Here is a 12,658-nt window from a genome sequence, read left to right as displayed (position 1 = left end):
AAGTTCAAAGTCTAAACAATAGAAGCAATGTAATGTTTTGAAAATAAATAAGTTAGACCTTAATTCACTAGTCAAATAAGTCTAACGCCAGCCTAAATGTATTGCAATGTGCCTCCACAATATCTTTAATATCCGGAGAGTATCCGCCTCCCAGCGCAATAGTGACAGGTATTTGATGTTTATGTACTAAATCAAGCACGAATTTATCCCGCTGTTTACAGTCTTCAATACTTAACTTAAATTTTCCCAATTTATCTGTGGCCAGTACATCCACCCCTGCTAAATAGAAGACAAAATCTGGCTGTACTCGCTCAATTAAATCGGGTAAAATGGAGTATAACATGTCCAGGTATTCCGCACCATTGGCTCCATCGTCTAAACCAATATCTAAGTCTGATTTCTCTTTTCTAAAGGGATAATTATTTTTACCATGCACACTAAACGTAAAGACTTGATCGACATTTTCCATCAGTTTAGCCGTGCCATTCCCCTGATGCACATCGAGATCAATGATTAGTATTTTTTTTGCCAAATCCCGATGCAACAAATAATTAGCCGCTACGGCCATATCATTCAACAAACAAAATCCCTCTCCTCTATCCGCAAAAGCATGGTGTGTACCACCCGCAACATTCATTGCACAGCCATGTTCTAACGCAAAAAGGGCACAATCGATCGTCCCTTGGGTGATAATCAGTTCTCGATTCGTTAACTGCTCTGACTGCGGAAAACCAATGACGCGTTGTTCCGATGCAGATAATTTCTGCTCCAAAAGACGCTGAAAATACCCCTCTGCATGAGTAAGTAGGATATCAGTGGCGGCACATTTCTTTGGCACAAAAAGATGATTCTCCGTAATACTTCCCTCATACATCAACTGCTCCGGAATCAACTCATATTTCAACATGGGAAAACGATGTCCTTCCGGCAAAGGATGTGCATAGATGGCACTATGGGCTATTTTTAACATTTTTACTTGGCTGCAGGAAGGGCACTTAAGACTAATTTCAGAAAACCATCCATCGACTTATCATCAATCCACCTCACCACGGCCACTAAATCGTTCTCTTGATCCACATAAATTGCATTCGTCCCATTCCCGATGTGCGCATAAGCACTCGCAGGAGCCGATGGATACATTTTGCGATCCGTATTTAAAAAGTAGTTCATGAATCCATAACCCATGTTCGCTGTCGTGGGGGTAGTCGCTTTACGAATCCAATCCTCGGATAAAATTTGCTTCCCATTCCAGTTCCCTTTTCGCAAAGTCAATAATCCAAACCTACCCATATCCATAGCATTCATAAATAGCCCTCCCCCAAAATGCCCGCCACCACTCACGGACTGCACCATTTTCCCATCCACCACAATCCAGGCATTTTGATAACCCGTCCAAGCCCAGGTATTCGAAGCCCCAATAGGGTTCAACACATTTTCCCGTAATACTTCTGGCAATGGTTTTCTAAACACCAAAGTCGCCGCTAATGCCAGCGCATTCACCCGCGTATCATTGTACTTATACACCGTTCCTGGCTCGAATCTCTTCCGAGTAGTCCATTCCGCCGGCTTATCCGACGGTCGATCCGCCCAATCCGGCTTCCCCCAAAGCACCCCTTCCCAATCACTTGTCTGCCTCAACAAATGATCCCAAGAAATCTTGCGGTTATGTTCCGTTTCAAACGGATAGAAAAAAGACTTTTTCACAATTGGATTTTCATTTGTATTCGTCGCCTGCATCGCCATTTCTACCGGCGGCAAATAGCTGTAGACTTTGTCATCTAGCGAACTAATCAACCCTCGATCATAGGCTAAACCAACCACCGAGGAAACCATACTTTTCGTGACACTATTGGTCATCTCCACCGCAGTTGTATTTCCCCACGCAGCGATAATATACCCCTTGTAAATGATCATTCCCGAGGAAGGCCCCCGCTCTGCCATAGGTCCCACCGGATCCGAAAAAGGTTCTTTCCCAAATTGCATCGCCTGTGAAAGCCACAAATTTCTAGGCTGCGTAGTTTCATGCTCCACCGCGAAAGCAATAGCCTGCTTTATTTTATTGGTATCTATCGAGAAAAATGCGGGCGACCTATGTTCCCAATTTTTAACAGAGGGATAATAGCTGTTTTTTTGTGCTGTGGCACTGACTGCAGATAGCAAACATAGTATGGTCAATAGTTTTCTCATTACAAGAGGGGGAATTATCAGTTTGAGTAATAAAGCGATTAAGCTGCTAATTTGTTCAAAATATTACAGTATTTATGCATCGACTTATGTAACAAAAAAATTAAATTGTATAAAACTTTAAAATTTCAATCATTATGGGACTTTTTTCTGCCATCTTAGGCAACGCAGGTACAGTAAGTAAAGAGGATTTAGTCAAAGATTTTGGCAAACTACTTATCGAAGGTGAAGAAATCGAATTAGGTTTCAAGCTTATCAGAGATACTTTCATTTTTACCTCTAAGCGACTTATCTTAGTCGACAAACAAGGTATAACAGGTTCTAAAACAGAATATAAATCCATAAGCTATAAAAGCATCTCTCGCTTCAGCATTGAAACAGCTGGAACTTTCGACCTGGATGCGGAATTGAAAATTTGGATCTCAGGAGAAGCACTCCCTAGCGTTACGAAGCAATTCAACAAATCAGTGAATGTGTATGATGTGCAGAACGTGCTTGCGTTCCATGTGTTGAAATAGGTAGAGGGGCTTTTTTTTAGTTAGAACGAACTGCCGAGCTTTCCTAGGTAGTTGGCTTAATTTGTATTTGTCCACCTATCGCTCTGAGCACTTTCATAATTGTCTCAAATTGAGGTTTTGATCCATCCGATAAAGCTTTATACAAACTAGGACGACTCATTCCTGTTTCATTAGCGATTTTTGCCATTCCTATTGATCTAGCAATATTTCCTAAGGCAACAATTAGAGCCGAATCGTTACCTTCCGCTAACACTGTATTTAAATATTCCGAAATCATTTCAGGACTATCTAAATAATCTGCTACATCAAATTTTGAAGTTTCCATAATTCTCAATTGTTTAGACGATTTAAAATATCCTTTGCTTTTTGGACATCCTTTTGTTGCGTTGATTTGTCTCCACCTATGAGGAGCAAAACTAATTTACCACCGAATTCCTTGAAATATATTCTATAACCTTTAGCAAAGTCAATTTTACATTCCCTGATCCCATCACCCACAGATTGACAATCACCAAAGTGGCCATCATTTTCAATTTTCTGAAGTCTAATTAATATAATTGCTTTCGCTCATAGATCCTTAAGCTTTCTAAGCCATTTATCAAATTCCTTTGTTTTTTCAATTAGGTACATTTGACAATTGTCTTCATTTGGATACAAATGTAAGCAATCTTTTTCATCAATGAAACCAGCAAATTGATAATTAAAGAAGGATTTAATTTATCCTTTACTTCTGCATATTATACAGCAGGGTTTGGATTTTATATTCCTCTCCTACTTTGACCAAAATAAAGGCATCGACACCTTTATGGGTAAACTTCCCGTTCAGGTAAAATTCATAGGGTACCCAAGCTGTCGCGATTTCATGATCGATGAGAATAGGCCGCCAAGAAAGAACGCGCTCGTCCATATCTCCCGGCTTTCTAGTCAGGACATTTTTAACAAAACTAGCAATAGGCACTTCCCGTATAACATTCCCCTCAGGTCTTACCTGGCTGATATGCAATAGCGCTTTTTCAGTAAAACAAGACTTCAGCGCCACAGAATCCACCGATTTCATGGCCGAGAAGGTCTTTAATATGACGGCTTTGATTTGATCTTCGTCCTTGGTTGGGTTTTGGCCAAATAAAAACAAAGGAAATAATAACATTAATACACTTTTCATGATTGATAAAGTTTGTCTAAATAGTCTGCTAATTTCCTGTCCTTGTCCGTAATCTTGTTACCGGCATCATGGGTCGTCAGCTTCACCTCTACCCGATTATAGGTATTCGACCAAGTGGGATGATGATCCGTTTCGCTAATGAATGGAGCTGCTTTATGCATGAATTGCATGGCTTCTTCGAAGCTAGCAAAGGTAAACGTCTTGATTAAGACTTGATTTTCTTCTTTCCAAGTGGACATTTTACTCTGGGTTAAGGAACACAATTTTATCGTCTTGTAACACGACTAGTTTAGAGTTCTTTGCTTTTTTATAGGCCATTAAATCGGCTTTGACTAGTTTCATGCCTTCTTCTAATTTCTCAGAAGTGGTCCTGTTTTTTTTCAATTGAGTGGGTTTAGCTGTCGCCATTTTTTCAGATTTTTAATACGAGTGAAAGAAGCTTTATTATTCTCAGCAATCAACTCGATGACAGGCTCTGAACTATCATAAACGAACCACTCATCTACTAAAGGCAAATATATACGAAACAAATTAGTAATACCTGATTTGTAGCGCCTTTCTATTACATCGGGTGGGATGTTGTGCCCCCCTTCGAGGACACGCGTGGCTACGCGGACTTTGGCAAGATCAATAGTCCTAAGCCAGAAAAATAGAAGGGTAACGGTGAATCCCCGTTCTTTGGCCCTCTTAATCAACAAATGATACGATTTAGCTGCTAAGGTTGTTTCAAAAGAAAACGATTCCTCTCTTTCCATCAAAGCATCAATTTTATTCAACATGATTCGACCCGCCTCGAAAGCAACTGACTCCGGATGAAAGGGAGCTAACTCTTTTGCAATTTCATCCGCATTCACAAATTCACGGCAATCGAGAACATAGGGGAGAATTGTATGAGAGGCCGTCGTTTTGCCGGCTCCATTACAACCCGCGATGATATACAAGTTCTTCCCCATACCGGTGAAGGTAGCGGGATAAAAATTGCTTAATCGAAATAAAACTGATAATTTCAATAAATTCCTTCAACCTATGAAATACCTATTCTTCCTTCTCCTCTCTACAGCTACTTTCGCCCAAGACATACACTTCAAATCCATCTTAGTTGACACTCACAATGATTGCTTGACAGCATGCATTGAGAAAAAAGTGGCGTTGGATACCGATTTAACTGGAATTAATCATTCAGATTTGGCACGTTTCAAAAAGGGCGGAGTAGATTACCAGTTATTTTCAGTTTGGTGCGATGGAGAAAAAGCAAAGCCTTATGAGTGGGCGATGCGGGAGATGGATAGTTTGTATGCGGTGGCAGCTAGAAATCCAGATAAAATCGTGATCGCGAAGTCTTGGAAGGATGTTCAAAAAGCGTTGAAAGAGCAAAAATTAGTAGCACAATTCGGGGTTGAGGGCGGTCATATGATCGAAGGAGATTTACAAAAATTGGAGACCTTTTATAACCGTGGAGTGCGGTATATGACGCTTACTTGGAACAATTCTCCAGGCTGGGCAAGCTCTCATGCAGATGAGAAGAATCCCAATTATAAGGGACCTAAAGGATTGACGGATTTTGGGAAGCAAGTAGTTCAGCGAATGAATCAGCTGGGAATGATCGTGGATATTTCACACGTGGGTGAGGCGACTTTTTGGGACGTAATCAAAACGACGACTAAACCAATCATCGCTTCTCACAGCAACGCCTACAGCATTTGCCCCGTTTCTAGAAACTTAAAGGACGAGCAAATTTTAGCCATAGGTAAAAATGGAGGAGTGATTCACTTGAACTTTTTCTCTGGATTTGTGGATGTAGATTTCTTCCAAAAAGACGCCGCTTTTCGTAAGAACCATGCCGCAGAAATTGATTCATTAATTAAGTCAGGAATGCAAACAGAGTATGCCTTCACCGTCATTTCAGATAAATACCCTCGTGAGAGCGATGCTATTAAACCGGACTTAGAACAGCTAATGAAGCATTTTGATCACATTGTGAAACTAGTCGGTGTGGATCACGTGGGCTTAGGCTCAGATTTTGATGGAATTAATTCTGCGCCTAAACAGTTAAAAACAGTTTTGGATTATCCTCAATTTACGCAAGCATTAATTGCGCGAGGTTATTCAGATAAAGATATTAGCAAGGTTTTAGGAGGTAATTTCTTGCGCGTATACAAGGCAAATAAGTGATTTCAGCTTTGGACAAAAAATGACCTAAAGCTTCAAGGCTTTTCCTTTGGTAATTAAATAAAAGGAAAAAATAGAGAAAGCGAACCCGACTAAAACCAATAGATAATTAACAGGTCTTTCAGAAGTGAGAGACATTCTCAGTAAAATCGTCGTGATGATAAAACTGGCATTCCGAAAAACCGTAAAGAAGGAGAAATGATATAGGAATGATACAAGTAGCAGAAATACATCCACAAATATCATCACATTAAAAAATTCACTGTAAAAAACAGTGTTAGGATTGGGGTAGTTTTGGTTCGTCTGAAACGCCTGAAAAGTGTCAATAATCCAACTAGAAAAACTAAAGAAACTTAGACAAAGTAATATCCCAATCATTAGTAAGGATACGATTTTTTTTATCCCGATTAACCGCTTAATGTCATCTATAATCTCGGCTCTCTTAGAACTAGCATTTATTTTATAATAGACGATTGTACACAGCAACATAATTAATGAAGCTACTAAATCGTAAAAAAGGCTTAGTAAATGTGTATCGGAGAGAGAAAAGGATTTTAAAAAATCGATATCGGCAATATCATGAAAAAAACTCCTAAGTGTAATTAGCGTAATAACTTCGAATTGTTTTCCAATAAATTCGGAAATAGACTTAGGCAAAATAATTACTAATTGTAACACTTCGTAGAATAAAATAAAACTAAAAGGCGTGTAAATGGCCTTTAAGTAACTATGCTGAAAGTGTTTAAAGTAATCGACGTTATTTCCTAAAAATATGCAGAATAAGTGAATTAAAAACGCTAAAATAGCTAAACGCAGAATGAAAACCTCTGTTCGCCTGACATGAATAGGACTAACAAGTTGATCAAATAAATTACTAGCTCTTTGTAACATTATATCCATAATGAACCTAAAGGGGAGTGTCTGACTTCTTCTTCGTACGCTTCACTGGTTTTTCTACATCTAACTCTTCCATTTGCTCCGCCACAATTACTTTTAGTGTATCATCGAAATAGACTCCATCCGACTCCATATCAGCAATATTTCTGTGCATAGCTTGATAAATTACTTTTTTCTCCTCTGAGCTTAAGGATTTATTGGCAGCTAAATTCCCGACGAAATTCACCAAACCAGCTCTAGGACCGGTCTCTTTCTGAAAAGTATATTCGTTGTTTTCCATCACGGAAAACTCTCGATAAACAGCAATCATAAAGACAATAAATAAAGTAGCAATAATGCTACTCAATAAGATGATATCTAAATCCATTATTTCTTTAATTTAGAGTTGATGAAATTCAATAAACCAAGAATAGTAGGTGGCCAAAGTCCAATAAAAATAGCCTTCTCCTTATCTCCAACGACTAAGTAATTATATTCACTCACCGCAATAACAACAATAACAATTACTACAATCAGTATTTCTGACGCTTTGAAATTTTTAAACATGATTTTGGATTTTTATTTTAATGAGTGTAAATACAAGAAATTAAAGTCTGTTCACAACTTTAAAGGAAGAAAAAAATATAATATAATGAAAATCAGACAATTAAAGACTTAGAATCACTTTACTTATGTCTAAACCAGCAATCGGTACGATTGTTTTCGTAGGCCTTAAATTCCGTATTCACAGGAAATCCATGACGCAGATTCTCGTTAAATCGAGTTCTCGCTAGGTAATTAAAAGCGCCCATGTCACCCGTATAGGCAGTTTTATTACTGTGATTAAATGTTTCGTGCAGGTCGCATAATTGCTGCAAAAAATCCATAAAAAGCGGATAATGCCCGCCAAAAACTCCACAATTCAATAAGGTTTCCGAAGCAAAACGCTCCTCATACTCCGCATAATCGGGAATCTGCGAACGTAGATGTTCCCCATGTAAAATCATCCAGTCGTTGCGCAACAGCTTAGGTTCATCACCGCAGAAAAGGAAGGACGGATATTCGATATAAAGGGGATGTGCGAAAGGATTTTGGGCCAAAGTCACATCCGACACATCCGTCACAAATACACCTTCAATGGGCTCTGTGCATTTTGCTAGATAATCCCGGTAAACTAAATACCGAAATACATTGGGATTATAGATTGGATTATAATCAATGCGGACGAACGAAATGTACTCATTCGCGTAACGCGCACAGGTTTCTTCTGAAAAGTTATTGTGAAAGATTACCCCTTTCAGCTTCGCTCTTGCAACAGATTCCGCCCATGCCTGCACTAATTCATAGGAATCATCTGGCAAAGTCGTGCTTCGATTTACATCATAAATACCGGTGATGTGACAAGCTAGTACGAGCTCCATTAATTTTCGTTTAAAGCTAATTGCTTCTTCAGAACGGCGCAGGTACTTTTCGGATTATTTCTGTAATAGATATAGGATCTCTTAAAGACCTTTTTTGTCTTAAAAAGGGTTTCAGCTCTTTCAAAAAAGGCCGAATCAGCAGAGAAACCGCCTTTGAAATCGATACTCTTGAATACTTTTTGGTGTCCAAACAAAGTCCCAAAAAGAATCGCATCATCCAGATGTATCGGCTTGCTCAAATCATTTTTATCAGGAACATAATAATCTTCGACTGAATCAACGACCGTTTCTGCCGTAGAACAAATCAAATCCACATGTTCCATTTCCTGCAAACAAGAACTTAAATGATGAGTTTTGTATTCATCATCGCTATCTAAAATAGTGATGAATTCACCCGCACTGATCAACACACCCCGGTTAATGGATTCTGCTTGACCACGATTACTGTGGCGAATGTAGACGATTTTATCCTCGTATTTTTCGACGTAAGCTAATAACTCTTTGCGGTCATTCCCCTTACTGCCATCATCAATAATGATGAGCTCAAAATCTTGAAAATCTTGCTGTAGAACAGAATCAATGGCCCTTTTTGTCAAAGAAAATTCCGTATTATAGACCGCCATTAACACGGAAATTTTTACATTTTTAGGCATGATATGCTACTAAATACTCACCAATATAGGCTTCACGGATGCAAATCTAGTCAATTAATGATTAGAAATCGTGTATATCCTACCTGATTAGTCGAATGTAAAAGCCTGAAATATTTTTACTATCTACTAAATAGACTTCTTCGTGCTCATCAATTAACATTACAGTATTATCAGCTCCCCACCATCCACTGTAAAAAGACTCCTTTAAAAAAGAAGTGCCATTACTATCTGCGAATAAATATCCACCTGGAAGAGCACCAAAACCAGTCTCATTTGTTCCTTTATCAATTGGAAAATATCGCTCTAACGAGTAGATTCTTTCACAATCATAAACCCACGCTTGTTTCTCACTTCGCATATATTCAGCGTCGTTTTCTCCATCAAAATATTCGGGTATCTTAAGCTTTTGTGTCCTTGATATTCCTTCAATTTTAGCAAATTTCACCAATTGAAAATAATCCTTGATTGAAGGCAAATGCCAACCTGCTGGAGCAATCCCCACTTTATCTAAAACTACATAATAATTATAAAGCTTTCCATACTTAGCATCCATTTTGGAATCAAAATTATAATTTGCCCAAGCAGGAATTTTGAATTTATTGGCACTATCCCATTCTGCCATATTAGTAGCATGGAAAATTTCACGTCCATCTTTAAATTTAGATGATCGAATATTTTCTGCTGCCCATTCAACTCCATTAATGGTTACTGTTTTATACTTATTGCCTTCCATATCAGCAAATACCCCCTCCTTCGTAAATAATTTATCACCCGAGGAACTTAAAGAATGAAATGGAATCGATACAACATAAAAAATATTTACAACCAGAACACTTAATAATAAATAGGAGAAAATCTTAACTATATATTCCATAATACAGACGAATTCTAAATTGATATTGAAATGTTTACTTTAACAACAGGTTTAATTTATCCCAAACTTGGCGAGTACCTTTGAAGGTGAAATTCATTTTATAGGTAGGGACAAATTTAAGTCCTCCATCAGTAAGAGATAGTTGCAGTTGAGACTTCACAAATACCACTAAATAACGCTCTGACAAAACATCTACTGATTTAATATTTCCTAATGGTATAGATACTTCTTGGTTATTATCCTGCCAAGTCAAAGTCTTAGCATTAAGTATAATTTTATCGTTTCTATTATTAATTAAAATAACCAAAATGACTAAAGAAGGGATTACGAAGTACATCAGTATAAACAGCAAAGTGAACAGATGGCTTGAGGCTAGCAATTCATTATGATCAACGTTTTTATACAATGCATAACCTGAAAATTGCGTTATAAATAGGGCTAAATACCATGGAAACTCTGAAGGATTGTAGATAAAATTCTCATTATCAACTACCTCCTTAATCTTTAATTGATTTACTATGGTAAAGGACAATAGACTTGTCAAACCAGCCAAAATTAATTTCACATAGCCCACTTCATTTGCCGCTAAAATAAATACGACGACATAACAACAAAGTATTATAAGTGTAAAAATTGAAAATTTAGATTTTCCCATAAAGTTAATTGCTTAATTCACTGACAATTATAACAATATTAAATAAAATAAAATGGTACTTCTTGAATATTTTTATTGGCAAAAAATTAAAAAACCGTTTAATAAATTTCATTTTCTTAAATAAATATTATAACTAATATTTGATTCAACGTAGATACAAATGGTTTTTTTAAAAAAAGCTAATTGAAAATAAAATACTAGTTAATTAGAATCAAATTAAAGCCTGGATAAATAAGAAATTTAGTTTGGTATAATTGGGGCTCCGGTGACTAGGCTACCGATAAATGGTGGGATTTTTTTCGATATTTCAATAGTAAAACATAATATTAACACTCAATGAGCACAATTCAAGATCAGTTAGTCAGTGGTATCAGCTCAAAATATTCTGATGCAATCGTAAAAAAGGTGAACAAGGACAATTACCTTGACATCCATATTCCAGCATTAAATCCAGCTAAGGGAACTCATTTATTCTTTAATACCTCAAAAAACACGATCAAAGTAGGATTTTACTGTAGAGACGAAGAGTTTTTGGCCCCTATATTAGCTGCAAATCCCGTACTAGAAGCCTATTCTCAAGGCATCAGATTAGCTGGAAATACGCCATTTGAAACAGTTGAAGAAGCCCTAAGCGGCGCATCTACGCTAATAAATGCTTTCACTAATGAAAGTTCTCAAACCAGTCCAGTTCAAGAAGAAGTAAGTAATGAAGATGAGGAAGAAATCGTACCTATTGACGAAGCATTACTAGAGAATTTATTAGCTGCTCTCGAAGGAAATACTGAAAATGTTGAAATGATTTTTGATCGACCAGAACTCATTTCGGCCGCCGAAAATGGTGATATGGACACCGTAAATCGAATCATTCAAGAAGGGGGTGATTTAGATATTTTAGATTCTGGCCAAGATAAATATACCGCCATACACTTCGCAGCTTGGGATGGACAAAATGAGGTATTGAAAGCCTTAATTGATGCAGGTGCAAATCCAGATATACTAGGCACAGATTCGCGTACTCCCATTCATTTAGCCGCAGCAAATGGTAGAACCGAGGCAGTGAAATTATTAATAGAGGCAGGTGTGGATATCAATAGACGTGTACTTCAACCAAATGAATACCACTCTGAAGAGGGCGGAACACCTTTAAGAGAAGCTGTTTTAAATCAAGTTTGGCCTGTAATTGAATTACTGATTCAACACAAGGCTGATCTAACCTGTTTGATGGAACCTTGTGCTAATGGAAGTTATTTCTTCGATGCAATTCGAACATTAGCTGTTGAAGGAAAACTAGCAGGGTTTAATGAGGCAAAATTGAGTGTGATAGAGAACGTTTTATATGGAGATTCAACAGAGGAAGAAACTGAAGTCGAATCAGAAGAGGAAGTAGTTGAAGAGGAGGAGACTGAAGAGTTTATTGAAACAACCGAAGAAGCGGAGGAGGCAGATTTTCCACTAATCAATCATACAAATAGTACTCCAGAGGCAAAAGAATACCTACGTAAATGGCAAGAGAAATCGATTCAGTATGCGTTTTCCTTAGGTATTACAGCAAATATACCTTCTTGGGTAAGCACGTTAATCGATGATATTAATTTCCCAAAATTCAAGCAAAAACAACTCTCACAAATTAAAAATGCAATCACATCAGAGAAGGTAATCCCCATTCTTTCCTATGCCCCGGTTGAACTTCAAAATGAGATGAAGAACGCCTGGTGGGTAATACCTTTTGTTATTTGGAAGGAAGATGTAGTCTCTTGGGTGGCCGTAAATAAAAATGGTTTCTACGGAGCACACGAAGGAGACGATAATGTCAATATGTTGTTTTCATGGGATAGCCTTTCTGAGATTACATTTGAAACGCTAGAGGATGGTGCAGTAAGGGTAGAAAGAATGAATCTTCACATAGATAACGGGGGGTATTTAAGCTTTGATGAATTTGTTGCCAAAGGAAATGGATCCTATATATCAATTGTCGAAGCAATTTATGAAGTCAGAAAAGAGACTATTGATGCCAGTAAGGGACAATCTGTATGGAAAGAGGGAACAGGTGGCGAAGGCTTCCAAACTTTCGACAATGCAAATCAATTACTAGAGGATTCTAAATGGACTACCGATATCAGCAGACCTGATCCATCGATGTTTTAAA

The 12,658-nt window shown here is 37.7% G+C and carries 17 protein-coding genes; 3 read left to right on the top strand and 14 right to left on the bottom strand.

The features are described 5' to 3' along the window. Window positions 1-67 precede the first annotated feature (67 nt). Complete coding sequence (locus ACILP5_RS06640) at window positions 68-970, bottom strand: histone deacetylase (RefSeq protein WP_395617873.1); 903 nt, start codon at window positions 968-970, stop codon at window positions 68-70. Between the two features lie 2 nt (window positions 971-972). After that, complete coding sequence (locus tag ACILP5_RS06635) at window positions 973-2,187, bottom strand: serine hydrolase domain-containing protein (protein WP_395617872.1); 1,215 nt, start codon at window positions 2,185-2,187, stop codon at window positions 973-975. Window positions 2,188-2,321: 134 nt separating this feature from the next. Here ACILP5_RS06635 and ACILP5_RS06630 point away from each other — a divergent pair, with 134 nt between their 5' ends. Further along, window positions 2,322-2,702, top strand: coding sequence for a PH domain-containing protein (locus tag ACILP5_RS06630; RefSeq protein WP_395617871.1), 381 nt, complete (start codon window positions 2,322-2,324; stop codon window positions 2,700-2,702). 43 nt (window positions 2,703-2,745) lie between these two features. Here ACILP5_RS06630 and ACILP5_RS06625 read toward each other — a convergent pair whose 3' ends face one another. From ACILP5_RS06625 to ACILP5_RS06600, 6 genes are all read right to left on the bottom strand, one after another. Next, the gene (locus tag ACILP5_RS06625) at window positions 2,746-3,027 is read right to left on the bottom strand and encodes an addiction module antidote protein (RefSeq protein WP_395617870.1); all 282 of its coding nucleotides are present in this window, start codon (window positions 3,025-3,027) and stop codon (window positions 2,746-2,748) included. A gap of 5 nt (window positions 3,028-3,032) precedes the next feature. Then, window positions 3,033-3,257 (bottom strand): type II toxin-antitoxin system RelE/ParE family toxin, encoded by a 225-nt coding sequence (locus ACILP5_RS06620; RefSeq protein ID WP_395617909.1) that lies wholly within the window; start codon window positions 3,255-3,257, stop codon window positions 3,033-3,035. A gap of 169 nt (window positions 3,258-3,426) precedes the next feature. Next, on the bottom strand, window positions 3,427-3,864 hold the full coding sequence (locus ACILP5_RS06615) for a hypothetical protein (RefSeq protein WP_395617869.1): 438 nt from the start codon (window positions 3,862-3,864) through the stop codon (window positions 3,427-3,429). Beyond that, the gene (locus ACILP5_RS06610; protein ID WP_395617868.1) at window positions 3,861-4,103 is read right to left on the bottom strand and encodes a 4a-hydroxytetrahydrobiopterin dehydratase; all 243 of its coding nucleotides are present in this window, start codon (window positions 4,101-4,103) and stop codon (window positions 3,861-3,863) included. Before ACILP5_RS06610 ends, ACILP5_RS06615 begins: the two co-directional genes overlap by 4 nt. A gap of 1 nt (window position 4,104) precedes the next feature. After that, the gene (locus ACILP5_RS06605; RefSeq protein WP_395617867.1) at window positions 4,105-4,272 is read right to left on the bottom strand and encodes a hypothetical protein; all 168 of its coding nucleotides are present in this window, start codon (window positions 4,270-4,272) and stop codon (window positions 4,105-4,107) included. Then, the gene (locus ACILP5_RS06600; RefSeq protein WP_395617866.1) at window positions 4,245-4,817 is read right to left on the bottom strand and encodes a zeta toxin family protein; all 573 of its coding nucleotides are present in this window, start codon (window positions 4,815-4,817) and stop codon (window positions 4,245-4,247) included. Before ACILP5_RS06600 ends, ACILP5_RS06605 begins: the two co-directional genes overlap by 28 nt. Before the next feature lie 73 nt (window positions 4,818-4,890). Between ACILP5_RS06600 and ACILP5_RS06595 the strand changes: the two genes are divergently transcribed. Next, window positions 4,891-6,036, top strand: a complete 1,146-nt coding sequence (locus ACILP5_RS06595) for a dipeptidase (RefSeq protein WP_395617865.1) — start codon at window positions 4,891-4,893, stop codon at window positions 6,034-6,036. A 904-nt stretch (window positions 6,037-6,940) separates the two neighbouring features. Here the strand turns inward: ACILP5_RS06595 and ACILP5_RS06590 are convergent. From ACILP5_RS06590 to ACILP5_RS06565, 6 genes are all read right to left on the bottom strand, one after another. Continuing rightward, window positions 6,941-7,297, bottom strand: coding sequence for a hypothetical protein (locus ACILP5_RS06590; protein ID WP_395617864.1), 357 nt, complete (start codon window positions 7,295-7,297; stop codon window positions 6,941-6,943). Continuing rightward, window positions 7,297-7,476 (bottom strand): hypothetical protein, encoded by a 180-nt coding sequence (locus tag ACILP5_RS06585; protein ID WP_395617863.1) that lies wholly within the window; start codon window positions 7,474-7,476, stop codon window positions 7,297-7,299. Before ACILP5_RS06585 ends, ACILP5_RS06590 begins: the two co-directional genes overlap by 1 nt. Window positions 7,477-7,595: 119 nt before the next feature. Next, the gene (locus ACILP5_RS06580) at window positions 7,596-8,330 is read right to left on the bottom strand and encodes a hypothetical protein (RefSeq protein ID WP_395617862.1); all 735 of its coding nucleotides are present in this window, start codon (window positions 8,328-8,330) and stop codon (window positions 7,596-7,598) included. Further along, window positions 8,330-8,953 carry a glycosyltransferase family 2 protein gene (locus tag ACILP5_RS06575; RefSeq protein WP_395617861.1) on the bottom strand — a complete coding sequence of 208 codons (624 nt, stop codon included), beginning with the start codon at window positions 8,951-8,953 and terminating at the stop codon, window positions 8,330-8,332. Before ACILP5_RS06575 ends, ACILP5_RS06580 begins: the two co-directional genes overlap by 1 nt. A 109-nt stretch (window positions 8,954-9,062) precedes the next feature. Further along, complete coding sequence (locus tag ACILP5_RS06570) at window positions 9,063-9,857, bottom strand: FISUMP domain-containing protein (protein WP_395617860.1); 795 nt, start codon at window positions 9,855-9,857, stop codon at window positions 9,063-9,065. A gap of 34 nt (window positions 9,858-9,891) precedes the next feature. After that, entirely contained in the window at window positions 9,892-10,512 is a 621-nt protein-coding gene (locus tag ACILP5_RS06565; RefSeq protein ID WP_395617859.1) for a hypothetical protein, read from the bottom strand. A gap of 336 nt (window positions 10,513-10,848) precedes the next feature. Between ACILP5_RS06565 and ACILP5_RS06560 the strand changes: the two genes are divergently transcribed. Continuing rightward, complete coding sequence (locus ACILP5_RS06560) at window positions 10,849-12,657, top strand: ankyrin repeat domain-containing protein (protein ID WP_395617858.1); 1,809 nt, start codon at window positions 10,849-10,851, stop codon at window positions 12,655-12,657. The last annotated feature ends 1 nt before the right edge of the window (window position 12,658 follow it).

The sequence above is a fragment of the Aquirufa sp. genome, from assembly GCF_044239315.1.
In the GTDB taxonomy this organism is placed as follows: Bacteria; Bacteroidota; Bacteroidia; order Cytophagales; family Spirosomataceae; genus Aquirufa.
The sequence above is the reverse complement of the archived record's forward strand: the minus strand, read 5'-3'. Positions and strand labels throughout refer to the sequence as shown.